We start from the raw sequence: 24,972 nt of genomic DNA on the forward strand, positions 1-24,972 counted from the left end.
TCCTTTAGCGGCGGATCACGCCGACACTCAAACCTTCGATGACCAGTTCCTGGTCCTGGAGGTTGACTTCGATAGGGGCGAACTCAGGGTTTTCGGCGATCAGCCAGACCTTGCTGCCGTCGCGCTTGAAACGCTTGACGGTCACTTCGTCACCGATCCGGGCCACGACGATCTGGCCGTTGCGGGCCTCCCGGGTGGTGTGAACCGCCAGCAGGTCACCGTCGAAAATGCCGATGTCCTTCATGCTCATGCCGTGCACGCGCAGCAGATAGTCGGCGCGCGGATGGAAGAAGGCAGGATTGATGTTGCAGGACTCTTCGATATGTTGCTGGGCCAGGATGGGGGCGCCGGCAGCCACGCGGCCGATGATCGGCAGTGTGGATTCGTCGACCTTGGCTTCGAAATCGGGAATGCGGATGCCGCGGGAAGCGCCGGGCGTCATCTCGATCGCGCCCTTTCGGGCCAGGGCCTTGAGGTGTTCCTCGGCGGCGTTGGGGGACTTGAAGCCCAGTTCCTGAGCGATTTCCGCACGGGTCGGCGGGTAGCCGTTGTCTTCGAGGCAGCGTTTGATAAAGGCCAGAATCTCGGCTTGGCGTGGCGTCAGCTTAAGCATATTGATCGCTCTGTCTTTTTATACAGTGACTGGGATTATATACAGTGGGAGAGGCTTGGCAATGCTCGTTTTTCGGCAGCCCGCCGGACGGTCGGCGACGGCGCCCGTCAAAGGCGCGGCCTTGTGTGGTTAAATACCTGACCGACCGTTCTCAAAACGAACCGGCAGGCTTGACAAGGCATGGGCTGAAACGTATGTTTCAAACAAGTGTTTGTCAGGCGGAGTAGCCATGGCCCAGTCGGAAACCGTTGAACGCATTCTCGATGCTGCCGAGCAATTGTTCGCGGAGAAAGGTTTCGCCGAAACCTCGTTGCGTTTGATCACCAGCAAGGCCGGGGTCAACCTGGCGGCGGTGAATTACCATTTCGGTTCCAAGAAGGCGCTCATCCAGGCGGTCTTCTCTCGGTTCCTCGGGCCGTTCTGCATCAGCCTCGACAAGGAGCTGGAGCGCCGCCAGGCCAAGCCGGAGCACAAGGCATCCCTTGAGGAGCTGCTGGAGATCCTGGTCGAGCAGGCCCTGGTGGTCCAGCCCCGCAGCGGCAACGACCTGTCGATCTTCATGCGCTTGCTGGGCCTGGCCTTCAGCCAGAGCCAGGGGCACCTGCGCCGTTACCTCGAAGACATGTACGGCAAGGTGTTCCGCCGCTACATGCTGCTGGTCAACGAGGCCGCTCCGCGCATTCCGCCCATCGAGCTGTTCTGGCGCGTGCATTTCATGCTCGGTGCCGCCGCGTTCAGCATGTCCGGGATCAAGGCGTTGCGCGCCATCGCCGAAACCGATTTCGGCATCAACACGTCCATCGAGCAGGTGATGCGTCTGATGGTGCCGTTCCTCGCCGCCGGCATGCGCGCCGAAAGCGGCGTCACCGATGACGCCATGGCCGCCGCGCAACTGCGCCCCCGCAGCAAAACCGCCCCGGTGGCCGCCAAGGCCTGACCAAACGGGTGGGCGCGGCGGCGGACATCCGCTAAGCTAGCCGCCCATGCCGACTCTCGTTCTGAACCCGTTCCCCGATGAAATCGCCGACCCGCCGGGCAATGCCCCGGGCGGCGGTTGTCCGTGGAGCGGGTTTTTCGTTATCAAGGAATTCCTATGACTGCTGGCCTGCAAGGCTCGTTGATGGTGGACGTCGCCGGTACCTGGCTGACGGCCGAAGATCGCCAACTGTTGCGTCAGCCCGAAGTGGGCGGCCTGATCATTTTCGCCCGCAACATCGAACACCCGCGTCAGGTGCGGGAGCTGAGCGCGGCGATCCGCGCGGTGCGTCCCGACCTGTTGCTGGCGGTGGACCAGGAGGGCGGCCGGGTGCAGCGTCTGCGTCAGGGCTTCGTGCGGCTGCCGGCCATGCGGGCGATCGCCGACAACCCGAACGCCGAATACCTGGCCGAACAGTGCGGCTGGATCATGGCCACCGAAGTGCTGGCGGTGGGGCTCGACCTGAGCTTCGCGCCGGTGCTCGACCTGGATCACCAGCGTAGCGCCGTGGTGGGCACCCGTTCCTTCGAAGGGGATCCCGAGCGTGCCGCGCTGCTGGCCGGCGCCTTCATCCGCGGCATGAACAGCGCCGGGATGGCGGCCACCGGCAAGCACTTTCCCGGCCATGGCTGGGCTGAGGCGGACTCCCACGTGGCGATTCCGAACGATGAGCGCAGCCTCGACGAGATCCGCGCCAAGGATCTGGTGCCTTTCGCCAGGCTGAGCAAACAGTTGGCCGCCGTAATGCCGGCCCACGTCATTTACCCACAGGTCGACGCGCAGCCGGCCGGGTTCTCCCGTCGCTGGCTGCAGGACATCCTGCGCGGCGAGCTGCAGTTCGACGGCGTGATCTTCAGCGACGACCTGTCAATGGCCGGCGCCCATGTGGTGGGCGATGCCGCCAGCCGAATCGAGGCGGCGCTCAGCGCGGGTTGCGACATGGGCCTGGTGTGCAACGACCGCGCCGCCGCCGAGCTCGCCCTGAGCGCGGCGCAGCGCCTGAAGGTCAAGCCGTCCGCACGCATTGCCAGGATGCGCGGGCAGGCGTTCGCCAGCACCGACTACCGTCAGGATCCGCGCTGGCTCACCGCCCTCGGCGCGCTCAAAGACGCTCAACTGATTGATTAAGGAGTCTTCGCTATGACGGTTTACGCGATTATCGGCGGCACCGGGCTGACCCAGCTGGAAGGCTTGAGCATCCGCCGCTCGCTGGCGCTGGACACGCCCTATGGAGCGCCCTCGGCCGAGGTGCAGATTGGTGAGTACGCCGGCAAGGAAGTGCTGTTCCTGGCCCGCCACGGCCACCCGCACCGTTTCCCGCCGCACAAGGTCAACTACCGCGCCAACCTGTGGGCGCTGAAGCAGGCCGGCGCCGAAGCGATCATCGCGGTCAACGCCGTGGGCGGGATCCATCCGGCAATGGGCACCGGGCATTTCTGCGTGCCGCACCAGATCGTGGATTACACCAGCGGCCGGGAGCACACCTTCTTCGCCGATGACCTGGAGCATGTCACCCACATCGACTTCAGCTTTCCCTACAGCGAGCCGCTGCGCCAGCAGTTGATTGCCGCGCTGGCGGCCGAGGGCTGCGAATACAGCGACCAAGGCGTCTATGCCTGCACGCAGGGCCCGCGCCTGGAAACCGTGGCGGAAATCGTGCGCCTGGAGCGTGACGGCTGCGACATCGTCGGCATGACCGGCATGCCGGAAGCCGCGCTGGCCCGTGAGCTGGAACTGGACTACGCCTGTCTGTCGCTGGTGGTGAACCCGGCGGCGGGCAAGACCACGGCGGTCATCACCATGGTCGAGATCGAACAGGCGCTGCACGACGGCATGGGCAAGGTGAAATCGACGCTGGCGCGGGTGCTCAAGGGCTGAATCCGGCCCTGCGCCGCGTTGCAGTTCATGGATCCCGTGGGCAGCCGAAATCCCTGTGGGAGCCAGTCTGCTGGCGATGGCGTCAGTGAGGACACCGCCGGTGCCGGCCTCATCGCTTGCAGGCAAACGCCCACAGGGGTTGCCCGCAAGCGTTCAAGGCCCTAGCGCTTGTCGAACTTGTCCGGCAACGGCGCAAACAACGCTTCGATGTCATCGTTCTGCAGCTTCCAGTCTCCGGCCTTGCGCCCATCCAGCACGCCGGCCGCCAGGTCGGACTTTTCTTTCTGCAGGTGCTGAATCTTCTCTTCGACGGTGCCCCGGGCAATCATCTTGTAGACGAACACCGGCTTTTCCTGGCCGATCCGGTAGGCGCGGTCGGTGGCCTGGTTTTCCGTTGCCGGGTTCCACCACGGGTCGTAGTGAATCACCGTGTCCGCTTCGGTCAGGTTCAACCCGACGCCACCAGCCTTCAGGCTGATCAGAAAGATCTGACGCTTGCCGCTCTGGAATTCCTTCACCGGCGTGCGTCGGTCCCGGGTCTGGCCGGTCAGCAGCGCGTAATCCACCTTGCGTTTCTTCAGTTCGTCTTCGATCAGCGACAGCATCGAGGTGAACTGCGAGAACAGCAGGATCCGCCGGCCCTCGTCGAGCAGTTCCTCCAGCATCTCCATCAGGCTGTCCAGCTTGCCCGACGTGCTGCCGCGGGCGGGCGGGGCGGCGTCGCTGACCAGGCGCAGGTCGCAGCAGACCTGACGCAGCTTGAGCAGGGCTTCGAGGATAATGATCTGGCTGCGCGCCACGCCTTTGCGGGTGATCTCGTCGCGGACTTTCTTGTCCATGGCCAGGCGCATGGTTTCGTACACGTCGCGCTGGGCTTCGTTGAGTTCGACCCAGTGGATGATCTCGGTCTTGGGCGGCAGCTCGGTCGCCACCTGTTCTTTGGTGCGGCGCAGCAGGAACGGCTTTATCCGACCGTTGAGGTGCGAAAGCCTGACTTCGCTGGCGCGCTTTTCGATCGGCACCCGGTAATCGGCATTGAAGCTTTTGACGTCGCCGAGCCAGCCGGGCAGCAGGAAGTGGAACAGCGACCACAGTTCGCCCAGATGGTTTTCCAGCGGCGTGCCGCTCAGGCACAGGCGCTGGCGGGCGTTCAGCTCACGGGCGGCCTGGGCAGCCTTGCTGCCGGGGTTCTTGATGTATTGCGCCTCGTCCAGCACCAGCACATGCAGCGGTTGCCGGACGAGGTGCTCGATGTCCTTGGGCAGCAGCGCGTAGGTGGTGAGGATCAGATCGTAATCCTCCAGGTGCCCGAAGTGCTTTTTGCGGCCGGCGCCGTACAGCGCGAGCACCTTGAGCTGCGGAGTGAAGTGCGCCGCCTCGTCGAGCCAGTTCGGGATCAGGCTGGTGGGCATCACCACCATGCTCGGGCGATCCAGGCGTCCGGCGTTCTTTTCGCAGAGGATGTGCGCCAGTGTCTGCAGGGTCTTGCCCAGGCCCATGTCGTCCGCGAGGATCCCGCCGACCTCCAACTGGCGCAGCGACTGCATCCAGCTCAGGCCTTCGAGCTGATAGGGACGCAGCGTCGCGTTCAGGCCTTTGGGCGCCTTGGCGGAGTAGTCGCGGATGTCGCGCAGGCGCTGGGCGAAACTGCGGATCTGCTCGCCGCCTTCCCACAGCAGCGGCAGGCCTTCCAGCGAATTGAGCCGGGTGGCGTCGGCCTTGCTCAGGCGCAGGGCGGTTTCGCCCGGTTCCTGCAGATAGAACTCGCCGAGCGTCGCCAGCACCGGTTTCAGTCGGCCTAGGGGCAGGGCCACTTGCAGGGGGCCATGCTCGCTGTTGCGCTGGGGGATGTTCACCAGGATCAATTCGTCGTCGCGCCGGCGGGCGAGACGTTCCGGGTTGAGAATCTCCGTGTGCGAGCGCATCAGGTTGAGCAGGATCGGCAGCAGGCTCAGGCGTTCGCCGTTGACGATGATCCCCAGTTCCAGGTCGAACCAGTCGCGCTCGGGCGTCTGTTCGACGGTGGCGTACCAATCGTCGACGGCGGTGAGGTCGAAGCCGAATTCGTCGTCGATCTGCAGCTCCCAGCCTTGGGTGCGCAGTTTCGGCAAGTCGTTGAGGGTGAAGGTCAGCCAGGCGCTGTCGTTGACCATCTCGTAGAGTTCGCCGGCGCTTTCGGGCAGGGCCTTGCTCTGCCGGGTGGCGATGCGGAACCCGAGGATGCGCAGTTGCTCGCGGTAGGTCTGCTCGATGTCCGGGTGGCGTTTGATCCGCAGCGTCTGCGCTTCCTGGCGGATCAGGATGTCGCTGTTCTTCTGCCCGCTGACGTACTCGTCCAGATAGCTGAACGACAGCGCCGCGCGGTGCTGAATGTAGCGCTGCATCTTGCCGTTGCGCGGCTCGAACGCGCTGAACTCGACGCTGGCCAGCCACAGGCGCGGCACCGGCTGGACATTGTCCACCAGCACTTGGGGCGGTGCCTTGGGGCTGCGGCTTTCGAGGACGGCCTGGAGTTTTTCCAGCAGTTCGGCGTCCTTCGCCGCCGCCGGGTACTCAAGGGTTTCCTGCACCTGCAAAAGGACCGCCGCGCAGTGTTTGCAGTTGCTGTGGGCCGGGCAGGTGCACGTGGCGTCGACCATCAGCAGCGTGCCCTTTGCCGACTCGCGCAGGCGAATGATCTGACGGTAGACGTTGCCGCCGGAGCCTTCGCAGCTGGCGGTGATGGTGGCGTCGCCGGCCTCGACGATCCGCACCCGGTTTTCCAGCGCGTAGCGGCGGCCGCGTTCCAGGCTCTGTTCCTTGAACCGGCCGGCCCAGGAGGGTGCCAGCGGTTTGCTCAGGGGCGATGGCATGACGACGTCGATCAGTCCGGCACGACTTCAGGCGCTTCGCGAGGCGCAGGCGCCGTCAGTGAAGTGATCTTGATCAGCAGGGCCAGGTGGCCGTTGTCGAGGTAGTTGAGCTGGCCGTTCTTGGTGTGGCTGTCCTGCTTCAGCCGTTCGCTGGCCGTGACCATGCCGTTGCCGTCGATTTGGTTGACCCAGAAATCGGCATTCACGTCGGTGAAGCGCCCCAGTTTCATTTCCAGCGTCCCTTCGATGGGGAACTGGCCGAACTGCTCCTGGCCTTCGCTGACCGCCACTTTCGCCGGCGCTTCGCCCAGGGTCTGCTGCCAGGCCTTGTGCATCAGCACGCTGTACTCGCCGCTGGCGGTGAGCTTGGCGGCGACGTCGCCCAGGGCCGGGGTGCGCCGGCTGTCGTCGCCCAGGCGCTGGGCGCCGGCGGCCCAGTCTTCCGGTGCGGCGCGGCTGACGATCGCCGGCACGGCGTTCTGGCGCACCAGGATCATTTCGACCTGATACAGGTCATCGGCAAACGCGGTGGGGGCGACCAGGGTCATCAACAAGGTCAGTGAGCGGAACAGGCGCATGCGGCGTCCTTCAAGCAGTTGTCGGGATGAGGCGCTCGAACAGCGCCTCCACAGTATTGAAGCGCTCTTCCGGGCGCTCCATCGGCACCATGAACTTGAACATCGTGGCGCCTTCGAATTTGTAGCGTTTGGGCTGGCCCTGGATCAGTTTGATCAGGGTCAGCGGGTCGACCGGCGTCTGGGCGGCGAACTCGATGCGCCCGCCCTGCGGGCCGCCGTCGACTTTCTTGATGCCCAGCTGTTCGGCCTTAAGCTTCAGCGCGGTGAGGCGCATCAGGTTCTTGGTCGGCTCCGGCAGCAGGCCGAAGCGGTCGATCATCTCCACCTGCAGGTCCTTCAGGCCTTCCTCGTCGGTGGCCGACGCGATGCGCTTGTACAGGATCAGGCGGGCGTGGACGTCCGGCAGATAGTCCTCGGGAATCAGCGCAGGCACCCGCAGGTTCACTTCCGGGCCGCCGCCGAGCGGCTGCTCCAGGTTCGGTTGCTCGCCCTTGCGGATCGATTTCACCGCGCGTTCGAGCATCTCCATGTACAGGGTGAAGCCCACGGCCTGGATCTGCCCGCTCTGGCCGTCGCCGAGCAATTCGCCGGCGCCGCGGATCTCCAGGTCGTTGGTGGCCAGCACGAAACCGGCGCCCAGGTCCTGGGTGTTGGCGATCGCCTCCAGGCGCTTCTCCGCGTCGGCGGTGATCTGCTGGCGCGGCGGCGTCAGCAGGTAGGCGTAGGCCTGGTGGTGGCTGCGTCCGACTCGGCCGCGCAGTTGGTGCAGTTGGGCCAGGCCGAACTTGTCGGCGCGCTCGATGATGATCGTGTTGGCGCTCGGCACGTCGATGCCGGTCTCGATGATGGTCGAGGCGATCAGCACGTTGAAGCGCTTGTGGTAGAAGTCGCTCATCACCTGTTCGAGCTCGCGCTCGCGCATCTGTCCGTGGCCGATGCCGATCCGCGCTTCCGGCACCAGTTCGGCCAGGTCGGCGGCGCACTTCTCGATGGTTTTCACGTCGTTGTGCAGGTAATAGACTTGGCCGCCGCGCAGTAGCTCACGCAGCAGCGCCTCTTTGACCGTGCTCTTGTTCTGCTCCATGACGAAGGTGCGCACCGACAGGCGCCGGGCCGGCGGCGTGGCGATGATCGACAGGTCGCGCATGCCCGACACCGCCATGTTCAGCGTGCGCGGGATCGGCGTGGCGGTCAGGGTCAGGATGTCGACTTCGCTGCGCAGGGCCTTGAGCTGTTCCTTTTGGCGGACGCCGAAGCGGTGCTCTTCGTCGATGATCACCAGCCCCAGGTTCTTGATCTTGACGTCGTCCTGCAGCAGCTTGTGGGTGCCGATGACGATGTCGATCTTGCCTTCGGCCAGGTCGGCCACGGCGGCGTTGACTTCCTTGGCCGACTTGAAGCGGCTCATCACCTCCACGGTCACCGGCCAGTCGGCGAAGCGGTCGCGGAAACTGTTGTAGTGCTGCTGGGCGAGCAGGGTGGTCGGCACCAGGATCGCCACCTGCCGGCCGCCGTGCACCGCGATGAACGCGGCGCGCATCGCCACTTCGGTCTTGCCGAAGCCGACGTCGCCGCAGACCAGACGATCCATCGGCTTGGGCGCGAGCATGTCCTCGCGCACGGCTTCGATGGTGGCCTGTTGGTCCGGGGTTTCCTCGAACGGGAAGCCGGCGCTGAACGTGGCGTAGTCGGCCTTCGGGTCGGCGAAGGCATAGCCTTCGCGGGCGGCGCGGCGGGCGTAGATGTCGAGCAGTTCGGCGGCGACGTCGCGCACCTGTTCGGCGGCCTTGCGCTTGGCTTTCTGCCAGGTCTCGGAGCCGAGGCGGTGCAGCGGCGCGAGTTCGTCGTCGCTGCCGGTGTAGCGGGCGATCAGGTGCAGGTTCGCCACCGGCACGTACAGCTTGGCGCCCTCGGCGTATTCCAGGGTGAGGAACTCGGCGGCCTGGTTGTCGATCTCCAGGATCGACAGGCCCAGGTAACGGCCGACGCCGTGGTCGATGTGCACCACCGGCGCGCCTTCGCGCAGTTCCGTGAGGTTCTTGATCACCGCGTCGTTGTTGGCGTCGGCGCGTTTTTCGCGGCGCCGGCGCTGCATCACCCGTTGACCGAACAGCGGGCTTTCGGCGATCAGCGCCAGCGACGGCTCGTCCAGCATCAGGCCTTCGTCGAGCGGGGCGATGGTGATCGCCAGGCGCTCCTTGCCGGCGACGAAGTCCGGCCAGCTGTCGACGGTCTTGGGGCGCAGCTTCAGGCGTTCGAGCAGTTCCAGCAGTACTTCGCGGCGGCCTGCGGATTCGGCGGTGAACAGCACGCGCCCGGGGAACGCGTCGAGGAAGGCGGAGAGGGCCGCCAGCGGCTGGCTGGCCTTGGCTTCGATGGCCAGGTTCGGCAATGCCTGAGCGGGGAAACGTTCGCGGCCGACGCCGGTGTCCGTCTCCTGCTGGCTGGCGGTGACGCGGGGCCAGCTCTTGAGGCGGGCGAAGCAGTCTTCCACCGGCAGGAACAGTTCGGCCGGCGGCAACAGAGGACGTGACGGATCGACGCGGCGTTCCTCATAGCGGTTGCGCACGTCGTTCCAGAAGTTTTCCGCCGCCTGCTCGATGCCCGGCAACGAGAACACCTGGGTGTCCTGGGGCAGGTAGTCGAACAGGGTCGAGGTCTCTTCGAAGAACAGCGGCAGGTAGTACTCGATGCCGGCCGGGGTGATGCCGCTGCTCAGGTCCTGGAAGATCGGGCAGCGACGGAAATCGACATCGAAACGTTCACGGAAGCGCGCCTTGAAGCGGGTCACCGCTTCCTTCTGCAGCGGGAATTCCTTGGCCGGCAGCAGCTTGACCGAGTCGACCTTGTCGATGGAGCGCTGGTTCTCCGGGTCGAAGGTGCGCAGGGTCTCGATTTCGTCGTCGAACAGGTCGATGCGGTAGGGCAGTTTGCTGCCCATCGGGAACAGGTCGATCAGCGCGCCGCGCACGGTGAATTCGCCGTGCTCGTAGACCGTGTCCACATAACGGTAGCCGCTGGCTTCGAGCCGGGTGCGCATCTGCTCGACATCGAGCTTCTGGCCGACGTCCAGCACCAGGCTGCTGCCGAGCAGGAACTGGGTCGGCGCCAGGCGGTGCAGGGCGGTGGTGATCGGCACCACCAGCACGCCGTGCGCAAGTTCCGGCAGGCGGTACAGGCTGGCGATGCGCTGGGAAATGATGTCCTGGTGCGGCGAGAACAGGTCGTAAGGCAGGGTTTCCCAGTCCGGGAAATGCAGCACGGGCAGATCCGGGGCGAAGAAGCTCAGCTCCTGCTCCAGCCGCTCGGCGCTTTGGCTGTCGGCGGTCAGCAGCAGCGTAAAGCGCTTGGCTGCGCTGGCAGCCTCGGCGATCACCAGGCTCAGGGCGGCACCGGGCAGGTTGCCCCAATGCTGTTTACCTGCCGCGGCAGGGAGTGGCGGTAGACGCAGAACGGGCACGGAAGGTCGGGCTCCAGGCGGTGCGACAAAGTCGGTAATTGTAGCGGCGTCGGGTGCCGCCTGTCAGTTGCAGACTGCGTCTATCTGCGCGGTTTGGGCAAAATGTAGTGGTAAAGACAAAAATGGGCGGTTTTTTGGTGGAAATGTAGTGCCGAAAACCAGGGGTGTTACGGAGGGTTACAGACATGGCTGTTTGGGTGTCGAAAAATTGACAGCGCTGGAAGCCCCGGTTTTGCTGGGCTGGCGAGGGGCGCAATTTTTTCGGCCGGTCATTTGTTACCGATTGCGCGACAGGCGCGCATTGCTACGCGAGGGACTCGGCGGCATAATGTAGCCCCTTTTTTCTGCCCCTACATGTGGAAGGTTCCCGTGACTCAGAAGCCCGACCAGTGTCTTGGTGAATGGATCGACCGTGAAGCACTCGCAGAAGCGATGATTCCGCTTATCGGTCAGCTCTACCGCAACAACAACGTGGTGAGCTCGATCTATGGCCGCAGCCTGATCAACCAGTCTGTCATCGCGATTCTCAAAGCCCACCGCTTTGCCCGCCATCGCGCTGCCGACGACAGCGAACTCTCCGTCCACGAAACATTCCCGCTGCTCAAGGCCATGAGCGAGCTCAAGCTCGGCGCGGCTTCGGTAGACCTGGGCAAGCTGGCGTTCAAGTTCCGCAACGAAGCCAACGGCCGCACCGCCGAGCAATTCGTGCGTGAAGAGATGGCCGAAGTGGTCGGTCAGCAGAACGCTTCGGCCCGCAAGGGCACCGACGTCGTCCTGTACGGTTTCGGCCGCATCGGCCGTCTGCTGGCGCGCATCCTGATCGAGAAGACCGGTGGCGGCGACGGCCTGCGCCTGCGGGCCATCGTGGTGCGCAAGGGCGCCGAGAACGACCTGACCAAGCGCGCCAGCCTGCTGCGCCGCGACTCGGTGCACGGTTCGTTCAACGGCACCATCACCATCGATGAAGCCAACAACACCATCACCGCCAACGGCAACCTGATCCAGGTGATCTACGCGAAGAACCCGACCGAGGTGGACTACACCCAGTACGGCATCAAAGACGCGCTGCTGGTGGACAACACCGGTGTGTGGCGCGACGCCGACGGCCTGGGTCAGCACCTGCAGTGCCCGGGCATCGACCGTGTCGTTCTGACCGCGCCTGGCAAGGGCAAGCTGAAGAACATCGTTCACGGCATCAACCACAACGAAATCACCGCTGACGACAAGATCGTCTCCGCCGCTTCCTGCACCACCAACGCCATCGTGCCGGTGCTGAAGGCTGTGAACGACAAGTTCGGCATCGTCAACGGCCACGTCGAGACCGTTCACTCGTACACCAACGACCAGAACCTGATCGACAACTTCCACAAGGGCGACCGCCGTGGCCGCAGCGCTGCGCTGAACATGGTGATCACCGAGACCGGCGCCGCCACCGCTGCCGCTAAGGCCCTGCCTGAGCTGGCCGGCAAGCTGACCGGCAACGCGATCCGCGTTCCGACGCCGAACGTGTCCATGGCCATCCTCAACCTGAACCTTGAGAAGGCCGCCACCCGCGAAGAGATGAACGAGTACCTGCGCTACATGGCGCTGCACTCGGACCTGCACAAGCAGATCGACTTCGTCAATTCGCAGGAAGTGGTTTCCACCGACTTCGTGGGCTCGCGCCACGCAGGCGTGGTGGACGCCGAGGCGACCATCACCCAGGACAACCGCGTCGTTCTGTACGTCTGGTACGACAACGAGTTCGGCTACAGCTGCCAGGTGATCCGCGTGATGGAAGACATGGCCGGCGTGAACCCGCCAGCGTTCCCGCGCTAAGCCTTAGCGGTAGATGAAAACGCCCCGACCTTGGTCGGGGCGTTTTTGTTTGTGTGCCTGTCGCAATTGGGCTGGCCCCATCGCTAGCGGGGCGGGCTCCCACAGGGGCTGTGGCGATGCAAAATCCCTGTGGGAGCCAGCCCTGCTGGCGATGGCGGCCGGTCAGGCACCGCCGCCCACGGCCGCCTGCGCCGCGCGCTGTTCGTGCCGGTTGCCGCGGAACAGCACCAGCGTGGCAATCAGCCCCAGCACCGCCGCGCCGCTGAGCCAGATGCCCGGCGCCGCCTTGTTGTCCAGCACATGGATCAGGTAAGTGCACGCCGCCGGGGTGAAGCCGCCGAACGTGGCGGTCGCCAGGCTATAGGCCAGCGAGAAGCCGGTCGTGCGCACCTCCACCGGCATGATCTCGGTCAGCGCCACCACCATGGCGCCGTTGTACGAGCCGTACAGGAACGACAGCCACAACTCGACGATCAGCAGATGGCTGAAGCTCGGGTTCGCCACCAGCCACGACAGTGCCGGGTAGGCCGTGACGATGGCCAGGATCGTCGCCGCCAGCAGCAGCGGTTTGCGTCCGATCCGGTCCGACACCGACCCCATCACCGGCAGCCAGAAAAAGTTCGACAGGCCGATGCACACCGTCACCAGCAAGGCATCGAAGTCAGACAGATGCAGCTCGGCCTTGCCGAAGGTCGGCGTGTAGGCGGTGATCAGATAGAACGACACGGTGGTCATCACCACCAGCGCCATGCCGGCGATGACGATGCCGAAGTTCTGGCTGATGGAGCGGACAATGTCCGACAGGGTAGGGCGATGCTTGCGCGCCTGGAACTCCGGGGTTTCCTCCAGCGAGCGGCGGATGATGAAGATCGCCGGGACGATCATGCAGCCGACCAGGAACGGCACGCGCCATCCCCAGTCGCCCATTTGCTCGGGGCTCAGCCAGTGGTTGAGGCCGACGCCGAGCAGGCCGGCGAAGACCACGGCCGCCTGTTGGCTGGCGGACTGCCAACTGACGAAAAAGCCCTTGCGCCCTGGCGTGGAGATTTCCGCCAGGTACACCGAAACCCCGCCCAGCTCGACACCGGCGGAGAAGCCTTGCAGCAGGCGTCCGAGCAGCACCAGCAGCGGTGCGGCGACGCCGAGGGTCGCGTAGCCGGGCACGCAGGCGATCAGCACGGTGCCGGCGGCCATCAGGGCCAGCGTGATGATCAGGCCCTGGCGGCGGCCGTGGCGGTCGATGTAGGCGCCGAGGAAGATCGCCCCCAGAGGGCGCATCAGGAAGCCGGCGCCGAAGGTCGCCAGCGACAGCATCAGGGAGGCGAAGGCGCTGTCGGCCGGAAAGAAGGCTTTGGCGATGGCCGTGGCATAGAAGCCGTAGACCATGAAGTCGAACATTTCGAGGAAGTTGCCGCTGACAACGCGAAAGATCGCCTTGCCTTTGCCCGGGGAGGAGGACATATCCAGATACTCGCTGTTGGATTTTGTATGAGGGCGTTGCGTACGTGCGGAGCGCGCGGGCGCTTTGATTCATAATGGCCGGCGCGGTTTTGCGGGGAGATGAAGAATTGTTAACTGGACGGTGGCTTGGGCTTGTGATCCTGGCGGGTGCGCTGTGCGCCTGTGGCGCCGGCGACACCCTGGAAACCCTGGGCGGGCCGACCATGGGCAGCACCTGGTCGGTCAAGTACGTGCGGCACCCGGGGCTGCCCGATCCTGCGCAGATGCGCGGCGAAGTCGAGGGCATCCTGGCCGGCGTCGACCGGCAGATGTCCACCTACCGCAGCGACTCCGACATCTCGCGCTTCAACGGCTTGCCCGCCGGTGGCTGTCAGGCCATGCCGGCGTCGGTGCTTGAGTTGGTTCGGGTCGGCGAGCGTCTGTCGCAGCAGAGCGAAGGTTCCTACGACCTGACGGTGGAACCGCTGATGAACCTGTGGGGCTTCGGCCCGCAAGGCCGTGAGGAAAAGGTGCCGGATGACGCGGCGCTGGCGCAGGCTCGGCAGCGTGTCGGCCATCAGCATCTGCGCATCGAGGGCGAGCGGCTGTGCAAGGACGCCGCCGTCGAAGTCGACTTCGACAGCATCGCGGCCGGTTACGCGGTCGATGCGATCGCCGCCAGGCTCGAAGCCCTGGGCATCCACGATTACCTCGCCGAGGCCACCGGCGAACTCAAGGCCAGCGGCAAGAAGCCTGACGGGGCTGCGTGGCGCATCGCCCTGGAGGAGCCCCGTGACGACCGACAGGTGACGGAACGCGTCATCGAAGTCGACGGCTACGGCGTTTCCACCTCCGGCGACTACCGCAACTATTTCCGGCAGGACGGCCAGCGTTATTCCCACACGTTCGATGCCCGCACCGGCAGGCCCGTCCTGCACGATCTGGCGTCCGTGACGGTGATTGATCCTTCGGCGCTGATGGCCGACGGGCTCTCGACGCTGCTGCTGATCCTCGGGCCCGAAAGGGGTTGGGACTATGCGCAAAAGCACGGCGTCGGTGCATTTTTCGTGATTCGTGCCGATACAGGTTTCGTCACGCGCGCAAGCCCTGCTTTCGAGCGGCTCAGTCGCGGGAAACCTGACTGAGGACAATGCGAAAACTGGCGTTGTAGTGCAGGCAGAAGTAGCCTACGACGCGACCAAGGGTTAATGTGCGCGGCGTTGACGCTTCTATAGACTGTGTCCGGGTTTTTTCACTGGCCCCCAATTGTTCCTTCGCGCCGCCATCCGGCGTGATTTAGCCGCCGGTGCCGTTGGCGCCGCGGCCTGTTCTGAGGAGTACGCATGGCTGTCTACAACTACGACGTGGTGGTGCTGGGTTCCGGCCCGGCGGGAGAAGGCGCGGCAATGAACGCCGCCAAGGCGGGGCGCAAGGTGGCGATGGTCGACAGCCGCCGTCAGGTCGGCGGCAACTGCACCCACCTGGGCACCATCCCGTCCAAGGCCTTGCGTCACTCCGTGCGGCAGATCATGCAGTTCAACACCAACCCGATGTTCCGGGCCATCGGCGAGCCGCGCTGGTTCTCCTTCCCGGACGTGCTGAAAAGCGCCGAGAAGGTCATCTCCAAGCAAGTCGCCTCGCGCACCGGCTATTACGCCCGCAACCGCGTCGATGTGTTCTTCGGCACCGGCAGCTTCGCCGACGAGCAGACCATCGAAGTGGTCTGCGCCAACGGCGTGGTCGAGAAGCTGGTGGCCAAGCACATCATCATCGCCACCGGTTCGCGTCCGTACCGTCCGGCGGATATCGACTTCCACCACCCGCGCATCTACGACAGCGACACCATCCTCAGCCTCGGCCACACCCCGCGCAAACTGATCGTCTACGGCGCCGGCGTGATCGGCTGCGAATACGCCTCGATCTTCAGCGGCCTGGGCGTGCTGGTGGAGCTGGTGGACAACCGCGGCCAACTGCTGAGCTTCCTCGACTCGGAAATCTCCCAGGCGCTGAGCTACCACTTCAGCAACAACAACATCACCGTGCGCCACAACGAAGACTACGACCGGGTCGAAGGCGTGGACAACGGCGTGATCCTGCACCTGAAGTCCGGCAAGAAGATCAAGGCCGACGCCTTGCTCTGGTGCAACGGACGCACCGGCAACACCGACCAGTTGGGTCTGGAGAACATCGGGATCAAGGTCAACAGCCGCGGCCAGATCGAAGTCGACGAAAACTACCGCACCTGCGTGCAGAACATCTATGGCGCCGGTGACGTGATCGGCTGGCCGAGCCTGGCCAGTGCCGCCCACGACCAGGGCCGTTCGGCCGCCGGCAGCATCGTCGACAACGGCAGCTGGCGTTTCGTGAATGACGTGCCGACCGGCATCTACACCATTCCGGAGATCAGTTCGATCGGCAAGAACGAGCAGGAGCTGACCCAGGCCAAGGTGCCGTACGAAGTGGGCAAGGCGTTCTTCAAGAGCATGGCGCGGGCGCAGATCGCCGGCGAGCCTCAAGGCATGCTGAAGATCCTGTTCCACCGCGAGACGCTGGAAGTGCTGGGCGTTCACTGCTTCGGCTATCAGGCCTCGGAGATCGTGCACATCGGCCAGGCGATCATGAACCAGCCGGGCGAGCTCAACACCCTGAAGTACTTCGTCAACACCACGTTCAACTACCCGACCATGGCCGAAGCCTATCGGGTAGCGGCGTACGACGGCCTCAACCGGCTTTTTTGAGCGGCTCCGGCCGGTGGCCTGAGCCGGCCGGGGAGACCGATTTCAGCAATTCTCGAGGGTGGCAGTGGCCAAACCGGGAAAGTCTGTAATCAGGCTGTCAACGCCGAAGTCGGCGAGCCTGCGCATCAGCGCGGGCTCGTTGACGGTCCACACCGAGACGTGCAGTCCTTGGCGCTGCGCCTTCTGCAGGCGCTCCGGCGTGCACAGCGTCCAGTTCAGGGCCAGGATCTCGCAACCGTAGTTCTGCGCGACCTTCAGCGGGTCCAGCCAGGCGTACTCGGCCACCAGGCCGCGGGACACGTCCGGCACCAGGTCCTGCGCTGCCTTCAACACTTCCCGTGAGCTCGAGGTGATCGTCACCTTGTCGAGCAGGCCATGCCTGACCGCCATTTCGCGGATCGCCAGCACCGTGGTCGCGGCGCGGGTGCGCGAGGCGCTCTTGACCTCCAGTTGCCAGTGCTCGAAGTCGCATTTCTCGAACAGCTCTTCCAGCGTCGGGATCGGGCAGGGCTTGATCCAGCCCGGGCCGCCCTTGCGCGCATCGTAGGTCACCAGTTCGGCGGCCGTGTGCTCGACGACCTTGCCGCGCCGCTCGGTGGTGCGCTTGAGGGTCGGGTCGTGGATGACCATCAGTTCGCCGTCCTTGGACAGGTGCAGGTCCAGTTCGCAGCGGCGCACGCCGTGCTTGAGGCATTCCTGAAAGCTGGTCAGGGTGTTTTCCGGTGCTTCGCCCTTGGCGCCGCGGTGGCCGTAGATGAGGGTCACGGTTCTTCCTTAATTCAAATGCCTGATTCGTTCTGTTCGCGGGCCAGGCGTCGTTCCTGGGCCTGCTTCTGCAGGATGTAGCGGGCGAGCAATTGGCGCTGGGCATCGGTCAGGTGCTCGAACTCGGTGCCGACGTCATAGCCGTCGCCCTTGCGGTCGCAATGGGTCACGCGGGCGCGCAGCAGCAGGCCGAGGGCCTGGGGCATCAGCACCAGCTTGACCGACAGCCGCGCGCCGACGGCCACGGGCGTCGGGTGCTGGAAGTCGATGCCGCCTTCGGAGATGATCACCGGCTGCGGCTCGCCGATGTGGCCGAGCACGGTCAGGGCGACCACCTGGCTGAGCAGGTCGATGCGTTTGTTCTGGGTCTTCAGGAACGCGGCGATGGCGCGGTCGCGCTCGCTGATCTGGCGCAGCAGGTGCTGCGACTCGAATTCGCTCAGGTGCAGTTCGCTGAGCAGGTTGAAGAGGGGGGAAGCATCCTGCAACACTTCCTCGCCCGCCGCTTCGGGAGCGGACAGGGGCCTAATTTCCAGTGCGATCATGTCCTCGATACGGTAGTATTCGCGGCGATCTTCTTCATCTAATGTCGACATGGCGAACCCATGGTAGCGGCGGTGGTCTGAGTGTAAAGCTGGTTATCGACCCCCGCCACAAGGACGTTCCTTTTCCCTCCGAACAAGCCCCGACATGTTCAGACCTCTCTTCGTATTCATCGGCACGCGTTACACCCGTGCAAAGCGTCGCAATCATTTTGTCTCCTTCATTTCCCTGACTTCGATGATCGGGCTCGCCCTTGGCGTGGTCGTGATGATCGTGGTGCTGTCGGTGATGAACGGCTTCGACCATGAGATGCGCACCCGCGTGCTGGGCATGGTGCCCCACGCCACCGTCGAGTCCGGCGAAGCCATCAGCGACTGGCAGGGCCTGGCCGACAAGGTCAGGCAGAACCCTCAGGTGACGGCCGTCGCGCCGTTCACCCAGATGCAGGGGCTGCTGACCAACAACGGTCAGGTGTCCAAGGTGCTGCTCAACGCCATCGACCCGGCGCTGGAGCGCAACGTGTCGATCATCGACAACTTCATGCGGCAGGGCAAACTCGACGACCTGACCCCGGGCAGCTTCGGCATCGTCATCGGCGACAAGGCCGCGGCCAAGCTCGGCGTGGGCCTGGGCGACAAGATCACGTTCGTGGCGCCGGAGGTCAGCGTGACCCCGGCCGGCATGTTCCCGCGCATGAAACGCTTCACGGTGGTCGGCATCTTCCACGTCGGCGCCGGCGAGATCGACGGCTACCTGGGCGTCACCAACCTGCAGGACCTGGCGAAGCTGCACCGCTGGAAGCCGGATCAGGTGCAGGGTTTGCGCCTGAAGTTCGACGACCTGTTCCAGGCCCCGCGCGAGGCGTGGAACATCGCCCGGCAGCTGGGCGAAGACCGTTACTACGCCCGCGACTGGACCCGCACCCACGGCAACCTGTACCAGGCGATCCGCATGGAAAAAGCCATGATCGGCCTGCTGTTGCTGCTGATCGTCGCCGTGGCGGCCTTCAACATCATTTCCACGCTGGTGATGGTGGTCAACGACAAGAAGGGCGACATCGCGATCCTGCGCACCCTGGGTGCCACGCCCGGGACGATCATGCGCATCTTCATGGTGCAGGGCACCGTGATCGGCGTGGTCGGCACCGCCATCGGCGCGGTGGTCGGGATCTTCGCCGCGCTCAACGTCAGCGCCGCGATCTCGGCCCTCGAAGGCCTGATCGGCCACAAGTTCCTCAACGCGGACGTGTACTTCATCGATTACCTGCCGTCGCAGGTGCAGAGCCAGGATGTGGTGATGGTCTGCTCCGCCGCGTTGGTCCTGAGTTTCCTCGCCACCCTGTATCCCGCCTGGCGTGCCGCACGCACCCAGCCGGCGGAGGCGCTACGTTATGAGTGAGTCGGGCATGAGTCAAAAAGCGATCTTGAGCTGCCGCAGCCTGGGCAAATCCTACGAGGAAGGCCCGGAGTCGGTGGAAGTGTTGGCCAATCTGCAGCTGGAGTTGTTCCCCGGCGAGCGGGTGGCCATCGTCGGTACGTCGGGTTCGGGCAAGAGTACCTTGCTCAACCTGCTGGGCGGCCTCGACACGCCGACCAAGGGCAGCGTCTGGCTCGCCGGCGAAGAGCTCTCGGCACTGAGCGAGAAGGGCCGCGGCCAGCTGCGCAACCGCGCGCTGGGTTTCGTGTACCAGTTCCACCACCTGCTGCCGGAGTTCACCGCGCTGGAGAACGTCTGCATGCCGCTGCTGATCGGCAAGACGCCGATCCCGGAAGCCCGTCAGCGTGCGACGGCGCTGCTGGAGCGGGTCGGCCTGGCCCATCGTCTGGAGCACAAGCCCGCCGAGCTGTCCGGCGGTGAGCGTCAGCGTGTGGCGATCGCCCGCGCGCTGGTGAACAAGCCGGGGCTGGTGATGCTCGACGAGCCGACCGGCAACCTCGACTCCCACACCGCCCAGGGCATTCAGGACCTGATGCTCGAACTCAGCACCTCGATGCGCACGGCGTTCCTGGTGGTGACCCACGACATGAACCTGGCCCGCCAGATGGACCGCGTCCTGCACCTGCAGGAAGGTTGCCTGACCCCCATCTGACGCCCGCAGCCCGATGCCGGTGAAGGTGTCGGGCCTTTTATTCCCAAACGGTGCCCCAGCGAATGTTCAGACCGTTATCGATCTTCATCGGCGCGCGCTACACCCGCGCCAAGCGCCGCAACCGCTTTGTTTCGTTCATCTCGATGACTTCGATGATCGGGCTCGCCCTCGGCGTGCTGGCGATGATCGTGGTGCTGTCGGTGATGAACGGCTTCCAGCGCGAAATGAGCTCGCGCATCCTCGGCATGGTGCCCCATGCGACCATCGTCGGCGTCAACCCCATCGACGACTGGCAACCGGTGGCCGCCGCCGCGCTGAAGAACCCTGAAGTCACCGCCGCCGTGCCGTTCACCGAAATGGAAGGCATGCTCTCCTACAAGGGGATGATGCAGCCGATCCAGATCAGCGGCGTCGACCCGGCCCAGGAAGGCAAGGTGTCGATCGTCGCGCAGCACATCGTGCAGGGCCGTCTCGATGCCTTGAAGCCGGGCGAATACGGCGTGGTGCTCGGCGAGATCACCGCGCGGCGCTTCCGCCTGAACGTGGGCGACAAGATCACCCTGATCGTGCCTGAAGTCAGCACCGCACCCGGCGGCATCACCCCGAGGATGCAGCGCCTGAACGTGGTGGGCGTGTTCAAGGTCGGCGCCGAGCTCGACGGCTCCATGGGCCTGATCCATGTGGCCGACGCCGCGCAGATGCAGCACTGGGAACCGAACCAGGTGCAGAGCGTGCGCCTGGCGGTGAAGGACCTGTACGCCGCGCCGAAGGTTTCCTCCGACATCGCGACGGGCCTGGGCGCCGGCTACAAGGCCGACGACTGGACCCACACCCAGGGCAGCCTGTTCAGCGCGATGAAAATGGAAAAGACCATGATTGGCCTGCTGTTGCTGATGATCGTCGCGGTGGCGGCGTTCAACATCATCGCGACCCTGATCATGGTGGTGAACGACAAGGGCGCGGACATCGCGATCCTGCGCACCATCGGCGCCACGCCCCGGCAGATCATGGCGATCTTCATGGTGCAGGGCACGGTGATCGGGATCGTCGGCACGCTGATCGGCGGCGTGCTCGGCGTGATCGCCGCGCTGAACGTCAGCGAGATGGTGGGCTGGATCGAACGGGTCACCGGGCAGCACATCTTCAGTTCGGACGTGTACTTCGTCAGCAACCTGCCGTCGGAGCTGCAAGGCGGCGACGTGCTGCTGATCTGCTCGGCGGGCTTCATCATGAGCTTCCTGGCCACCGTGTATCCGGCGTGGCGGGCGGCGAAGGTCGAGCCGGCGCAGGCCTTGAGATACTCCTGAGCCTCAGGATCGCCATCGCCAGCAGGCTGGCTGGTTCCCACAGGGATGGATGACACAGATCCCATGTGGGAGCCAGCCTGCTGGCGATGAGGCCGCAACGGCCGGCCTCAATCCCCCTTCGGCAACTCGATCACAAACCGCGTCCACCCTTGGGCCGATTCGCAATGAATCTGCCCGCCATGGGCGCGGACGATGGATTGGGTGATCGCCAACCCCAGCCCGGCGTGTTCCTGGCTGCCTTCCTGGCGGGCCGGATCGGCCCGGTAGAAACGGTCGAACAGGCGCGGCAGCAGCTGCGCCGAAATCCCCTCGCCGGTGTTTTCCACGCTCACCCTCAATGACGTCGGCTGCTCGGCGATCAGCAAGCGCACCTGGCCCTCGGCCGGGGTGAAGCGCAACGCGTTGTCCAGCAGGTTCGACAAGGCCCGGCGCAGCATGCCGCGGTCGCCGTCCAGGCGCCCGTGGCCTTCGCGGCTGAGCGTCACGCCGGCGTCTTCGGCCAGCGGCGCGAAGAATTCCAGCAGCGTGTCGGTCTCGTCGGCCAGTTCCAGCGGCTCGCGCGTGGGCATCAGCAAACCGTGGTCGGCCTTGGCCAGGTACAGCATGTCGTTGACCAGTTGCGCCATCCATTGCAGCTCTTCGAGGTTGCTGTGCAGGGCTTCGCGGTAGTCCTCCATGGAGCGCGGGCGGGTGAGGGTGACCTGGGTGTGGGTCAGCAGGTTCGACAGCGGCGTGCGCAGTTCATGGGCGATGTCGGCGGAGAACGCCGAGAGCCGCTGAAAGGCGTCGTCCAGGCGGCCGAGCATGGCGTTGAAGCTTTGCGCCAGTTCCGAAAGTTCCGGCGGCATCTGCTCCTGGGGCAGCCGTGCGTTGAGCGATTGCGCCGAGACGCCGCGCGCCACCGCACTCATGCGCCGCAGCGGACGCAGGCCGCTGCGCGCGGCCCAGGCGCCGAGCAGCGCGGTGGCCAGCGCCGACAGACCGACGGTCAGCCAGATCAGGTGCTGCATGCGTTGCAGGAAGTGTTGGTGATGGGTGATGTCCAGCAGCAAGGTCAGCTGTGGTGAGTCGGCCTTGTCCGGATAGAGTGCCGCGTTCAGCACCCGGTAATCGGTGCCGTCGTCGCTGACCGTGGCCAGGCCGCTCGCCCGGGGCAGCGTTTCGGGCAACCGGTCCGAACTGTCGTACCAACGCTGGCCATCGCTGCCGCTGATGCGCAGCGACAGGTCGGCCTGTCGGCTCAGTTCGTCGGCCAGCCGCGCCTGGCGCTGATGGTCCGGCACGTCCTGCAGGGCCCGGCGCAGGCCGATGAGCTTGCTGTCGAGCAACTGCTGATCCAGTTCAATGAAATGCGCCTCGCTGGCGCGGCTGAACAGCACCCCGGCCACCAGCGACACAGCGGCGGTGCAGGCGGCGAACAGCAAGGCCAAGCGCCCGCTCAAGGAAAGCCTGCGCATCAGTCGGCCCGCTCTTCGAGGACGTAACCCATGCCGCGCACGGTGTGGATCAGCTTGTTGGGGAAATCGTCGTCGATCTTCAGGCGCAGCCGCCGGATCGCCACTTCGATCACGTTGGTGTCGCTGTCGAAGTTCATGTCCCAGACCTGCGAGGCGATCAAGGATTTGGGCAGCACTTCGCCCTGGCGGCGCAGGAGCATTTCCAGCAGGGCGAATTCCTTGGCCGTGAGGTCGATGCGCTGGCCGCTGCGCTCTACCCGGCGGCGGATCAGGTCCAGGCGCAGGTCCGCCAGTTGCAGGCTGGTCTCCTGGGGCGTGGCGCTGCCGCGCCGCAGCAGGCTGCGCACCCGGGCCAGCAGTTCGGAGAAGGCGAACGGCTTGACGAGGTAGTCGTCGGCGCCCAGCTCCAGGCCGTGCACCCGGTCTTCCACCGCATCCTTGGCGGTCAGGAACAGCACCGGCGTATCCAGGCCGGCGCCGCGCACGGCCTGCAGGATCTGCCAGCCGTCCCGGCCGGGCAGCATCACGTCGAGGATCAGCAAGGCATAGTCGCCGCTCAGCGCCAGTTGCTGGCCGCTGTTGCCGTCGGCCACAAGTTCGGTGTTGAACCCCGCTTCGGTCAGGCCCTGGCGCAGGTAATGACCGGTTTTCGGTTGGTCTTCGACGATCAGCAGTTTCATGGGCGGCTCGGGTGAGGTTTCGGGGCGTTATACCGTGGACGGTCGCCACGCAGGCCAACCTGACAAAGTTGTAATCTGCCTGTCAGGTTCGCGCCAGCGCAGACGGGCTAGAGTTTCCCACAGGCTGAACCTTTCTTTGTTGGAGTACGACCATGTTTTTGCGCAACCGTCTGACCGTCGCCGCCTGTCTGCTGGCGCTGAGTTCGCCTGTGTGGGCGGCCGGGGCGCACACCTACGATTTCGGCCAGCCGGCCCCGGCGGCCAAGGCCAGCCGCAGCATCGAAGTGGTGATGGGCGACATGTCGTTCGATCCCAAGGCCATCGAGGTCAAGGCCGGTGAGACCGTTCGTTTCGTGCTGGTGAACAAGGGGCAACTGCTGCACGAATTCAACCTGGGCGATGCGGCGATGCATGCCAGCCATCAGCAGGAAATGCTCAAGATGCAGCAAAGCGGCATGCTCACGCCTACGGGCATGAAAGAAATGTCCCACGACATGGCCGGCATGGACCACCGCGCGATGGGCCACGACGCCATGGCGATGGGCGCGATGAAGCAGGGCATGAAGCACGACGACCCCAACAGTGTGCTGGTGGAGCCAGGCAAAACCGCCGAGTTGACCTGGACGTTCAGCAAGGCCGTCAATCTTGAGTTTGCCTGCAACATCCCCGGCCATTATCAGGCCGGCATGGTCGGCAAACTGACGGTCAGTCAGTAAGCACTCAAAGGCGGGGGCAAAGGCTGGTAGAATCCGCTGATTCTTCAGTCAGGTTTCCGCCATGCATCCCGCAGCCGAACATTCGCCGCTGGGCAAATCCAGCGAATACATCGCCACCTACACGCCGTCCCTGCTGTTTCCGATCCCGCGTACCGCCAAATGGGCGGAGCTGGGGCTGACCGCAGACACCCTGCCGTACAAGGGCGTGGATTTCTGGAACTGCTTCGAGCTGTCGTGGCTGCTGCCGTCGGGCAAGCCGGTGGTGGCGATCGGCGAGTTCAGCATCCCGGCGGATTCGCCGAACATCATCGAGTCCAAGTCGTTCAAGCTGTACCTGAACTCGCTGAACCAGACGCCGTTCGCCGACACCGCCAGCCTGGAGGCGACGCTGGTCAAGGACCTGTCCGCCGCCGCCGGCAAGCCGGTGGGCGTGCGGATCCGCAGCCTGAAGGACGTCGAGGCCGAAGGCGTCACCGCGCTGCCGGGCGTGTGCATCGACGACCTGGACATCCGTGTCAGCAACTATGAGCATCCGCGCCCCGAACTGCTGCGTTGCGACGATTCGCGAGTGGTGGAGGAGAGCGTGCACAGCCACCTGCTCAAGTCCAACTGCCCGGTGACCAGCCAGCCGGACTGGGGCAGTGTGGTGGTGGAGTACCGCGGCGCGGCGCTGGACCATGCCAGCCTGCTGGAGTACATCGTCAGCTTCCGCCAGCATTCGGACTTCCACGAGCAGTGCGTGGAGCGGATCTTCCTCGACCTGCAACGGTTGCTCAAGCCAGAGAAACTGACCGTCTATGCCCGCTACGTGCGCCGCGGCGGCCTGGACATCAACCCGTACCGCAGCACCGAAAGCGCGCAGTGGCCGAACCTGCGTCTGGTTCGCCAGTAAAGACTTTCGCCACAGGCGGTGTTCGCGCCGGCCTCATCGCCAGCAGGCTGGCTCCCACAGGGTTCTGCGGTGAATCCAGAATCTGTGTTCACCGCCAAACAGGGTGGGAGCCAGCCTGCTGACGAAGGCGCCCGTGAAGGCACCGCACATGAAAAAGCCCTGCCGGCGAC

Annotated in this window: 20 protein-coding genes; 11 read left to right on the forward strand and 9 right to left on the reverse strand. The window is 64.9% G+C overall.

Going from position 1 to position 24,972, the window contains the following annotated elements:
• Window positions 1–4: 4 nt before the first annotated feature.
• On the reverse strand, window positions 5–613 hold the full coding sequence (gene lexA / locus CAG33_RS23270; RefSeq protein ID WP_085584557.1) for a transcriptional repressor LexA: 609 nt from the start codon (window positions 611–613) through the stop codon (window positions 5–7).
• A gap of 229 nt (window positions 614–842) precedes the next feature.
• Between lexA and CAG33_RS23275 the strand changes: the two genes are divergently transcribed.
• The 3 genes from CAG33_RS23275 to CAG33_RS23285 all read left to right on the forward strand — a co-directional run bounded on the left by CAG33_RS23275 (window position 843) and on the right by CAG33_RS23285 (window position 3,467).
• Window positions 843–1,550: a TetR/AcrR family transcriptional regulator gene (locus CAG33_RS23275; protein WP_085584555.1), complete on the forward strand. Its 708-nt coding sequence runs from the start codon at window positions 843–845 to the stop codon at window positions 1,548–1,550.
• Between the two features lie 168 nt (window positions 1,551–1,718).
• A complete protein-coding gene (gene nagZ, locus CAG33_RS23280; RefSeq protein WP_170930076.1) occupies window positions 1,719–2,717 on the forward strand; it encodes a beta-N-acetylhexosaminidase in 999 nt (332 codons plus the stop codon).
• A 12-nt stretch (window positions 2,718–2,729) separates the two neighbouring features.
• Window positions 2,730–3,467 (forward strand): S-methyl-5'-thioinosine phosphorylase, encoded by a 738-nt coding sequence (locus CAG33_RS23285; RefSeq protein WP_085640678.1) that lies wholly within the window; start codon window positions 2,730–2,732, stop codon window positions 3,465–3,467.
• 161 nt (window positions 3,468–3,628) lie between these two features.
• On the opposite strand, the gene CAG33_RS23290 is transcribed toward CAG33_RS23285, so the two are convergent.
• From CAG33_RS23290 to mfd, 3 genes are read right to left on the reverse strand one after another with little or no spacing between them, the layout of a single operon-like run.
• A complete protein-coding gene (locus tag CAG33_RS23290) occupies window positions 3,629–6,319 on the reverse strand; it encodes a DEAD/DEAH box helicase (protein WP_085640680.1) in 2,691 nt (896 codons plus the stop codon).
• An 11-nt stretch (window positions 6,320–6,330) separates the two neighbouring features.
• A complete protein-coding gene (locus tag CAG33_RS23295; RefSeq protein ID WP_085584547.1) occupies window positions 6,331–6,897 on the reverse strand; it encodes a CsiV family protein in 567 nt (188 codons plus the stop codon).
• A gap of 10 nt (window positions 6,898–6,907) precedes the next feature.
• The gene (gene mfd / locus CAG33_RS23300; protein WP_085640682.1) at window positions 6,908–10,357 is read right to left on the reverse strand and encodes a transcription-repair coupling factor; all 3,450 of its coding nucleotides are present in this window, start codon (window positions 10,355–10,357) and stop codon (window positions 6,908–6,910) included.
• A gap of 354 nt (window positions 10,358–10,711) precedes the next feature.
• Between mfd and CAG33_RS23305 the strand changes: the two genes are divergently transcribed.
• The gene (locus CAG33_RS23305) at window positions 10,712–12,175 is read left to right on the forward strand and encodes a glyceraldehyde-3-phosphate dehydrogenase (RefSeq protein ID WP_085630799.1); all 1,464 of its coding nucleotides are present in this window, start codon (window positions 10,712–10,714) and stop codon (window positions 12,173–12,175) included.
• A gap of 162 nt (window positions 12,176–12,337) precedes the next feature.
• Here the strand turns inward: CAG33_RS23305 and CAG33_RS23310 are convergent, their stop codons facing one another.
• Complete coding sequence (locus CAG33_RS23310; RefSeq protein ID WP_085584541.1) at window positions 12,338–13,636, reverse strand: MFS transporter; 1,299 nt, start codon at window positions 13,634–13,636, stop codon at window positions 12,338–12,340.
• Between the two features lie 74 nt (window positions 13,637–13,710).
• Here CAG33_RS23310 and CAG33_RS23315 point away from each other — a divergent pair, with 74 nt between their 5' ends.
• Together CAG33_RS23315 and sthA are read left to right on the forward strand one after the other, a co-directional pair.
• Window positions 13,711–14,760, forward strand: coding sequence for an FAD:protein FMN transferase (locus CAG33_RS23315; RefSeq protein WP_085640684.1), 1,050 nt, complete (start codon window positions 13,711–13,713; stop codon window positions 14,758–14,760).
• A 198-nt stretch (window positions 14,761–14,958) separates the two neighbouring features.
• Window positions 14,959–16,353 (forward strand): Si-specific NAD(P)(+) transhydrogenase, encoded by a 1,395-nt coding sequence (sthA, locus tag CAG33_RS23320; protein WP_085584537.1) that lies wholly within the window; start codon window positions 14,959–14,961, stop codon window positions 16,351–16,353.
• Window positions 16,354–16,395: 42 nt separating this feature from the next.
• Here the strand turns inward: sthA and CAG33_RS23325 are convergent, their stop codons facing one another.
• Window positions 16,396–17,118, reverse strand: coding sequence for a glycerophosphodiester phosphodiesterase (locus tag CAG33_RS23325; RefSeq protein WP_085584535.1), 723 nt, complete (start codon window positions 17,116–17,118; stop codon window positions 16,396–16,398).
• A 14-nt stretch (window positions 17,119–17,132) separates the two neighbouring features.
• Window positions 17,133–17,714 (reverse strand): PilZ domain-containing protein, encoded by a 582-nt coding sequence (locus tag CAG33_RS23330; RefSeq protein WP_085630795.1) that lies wholly within the window; start codon window positions 17,712–17,714, stop codon window positions 17,133–17,135.
• 94 nt (window positions 17,715–17,808) lie between these two features.
• Between CAG33_RS23330 and CAG33_RS23335 the strand changes: the two genes are divergently transcribed.
• The 3 genes from CAG33_RS23335 to CAG33_RS23345 all read left to right on the forward strand — a co-directional run bounded on the left by CAG33_RS23335 (window position 17,809) and on the right by CAG33_RS23345 (window position 21,057).
• Window positions 17,809–19,059, forward strand: coding sequence for a lipoprotein-releasing ABC transporter permease subunit (locus tag CAG33_RS23335; RefSeq protein ID WP_085584531.1), 1,251 nt, complete (start codon window positions 17,809–17,811; stop codon window positions 19,057–19,059).
• Between the two features lie 7 nt (window positions 19,060–19,066).
• Window positions 19,067–19,750, forward strand: a complete 684-nt coding sequence (gene lolD, locus CAG33_RS23340; RefSeq protein ID WP_170930074.1) for a lipoprotein-releasing ABC transporter ATP-binding protein LolD — start codon at window positions 19,067–19,069, stop codon at window positions 19,748–19,750.
• Window positions 19,751–19,812: 62 nt separating this feature from the next.
• Window positions 19,813–21,057, forward strand: coding sequence for a lipoprotein-releasing ABC transporter permease subunit (locus tag CAG33_RS23345; protein WP_085584527.1), 1,245 nt, complete (start codon window positions 19,813–19,815; stop codon window positions 21,055–21,057).
• Between the two features lie 107 nt (window positions 21,058–21,164).
• On the opposite strand, the gene CAG33_RS23350 is transcribed toward CAG33_RS23345, so the two are convergent.
• On the reverse strand, window positions 21,165–22,514 hold the full coding sequence (locus CAG33_RS23350; RefSeq protein ID WP_085584525.1) for a heavy metal sensor histidine kinase: 1,350 nt from the start codon (window positions 22,512–22,514) through the stop codon (window positions 21,165–21,167).
• Window positions 22,514–23,194, reverse strand: coding sequence for a heavy metal response regulator transcription factor (locus tag CAG33_RS23355; protein WP_085584523.1), 681 nt, complete (start codon window positions 23,192–23,194; stop codon window positions 22,514–22,516). Before CAG33_RS23355 ends, CAG33_RS23350 begins: the two co-directional genes overlap by 1 nt.
• 152 nt (window positions 23,195–23,346) lie before the next feature.
• Here CAG33_RS23355 and CAG33_RS23360 point away from each other — a divergent pair, with 152 nt between their 5' ends.
• Both CAG33_RS23360 and queF read left to right on the forward strand, forming a co-directional pair.
• Entirely contained in the window at window positions 23,347–23,910 is a 564-nt protein-coding gene (locus tag CAG33_RS23360; protein WP_085640686.1) for a plastocyanin/azurin family copper-binding protein, read from the forward strand.
• 61 nt (window positions 23,911–23,971) lie between these two features.
• Window positions 23,972–24,802, forward strand: coding sequence for an NADPH-dependent 7-cyano-7-deazaguanine reductase QueF (queF, locus tag CAG33_RS23365; RefSeq protein WP_085630789.1), 831 nt, complete (start codon window positions 23,972–23,974; stop codon window positions 24,800–24,802).
• The last annotated feature ends 170 nt before the right edge of the window (window positions 24,803–24,972 follow it).

Origin of the sequence: Pseudomonas sp. B3(2017), assembly GCF_002113595.1 — a bacterium.
In the GTDB taxonomy this organism is placed as follows: Bacteria; Pseudomonadota; Gammaproteobacteria; order Pseudomonadales; family Pseudomonadaceae; genus Aquipseudomonas; species Aquipseudomonas ekonensis.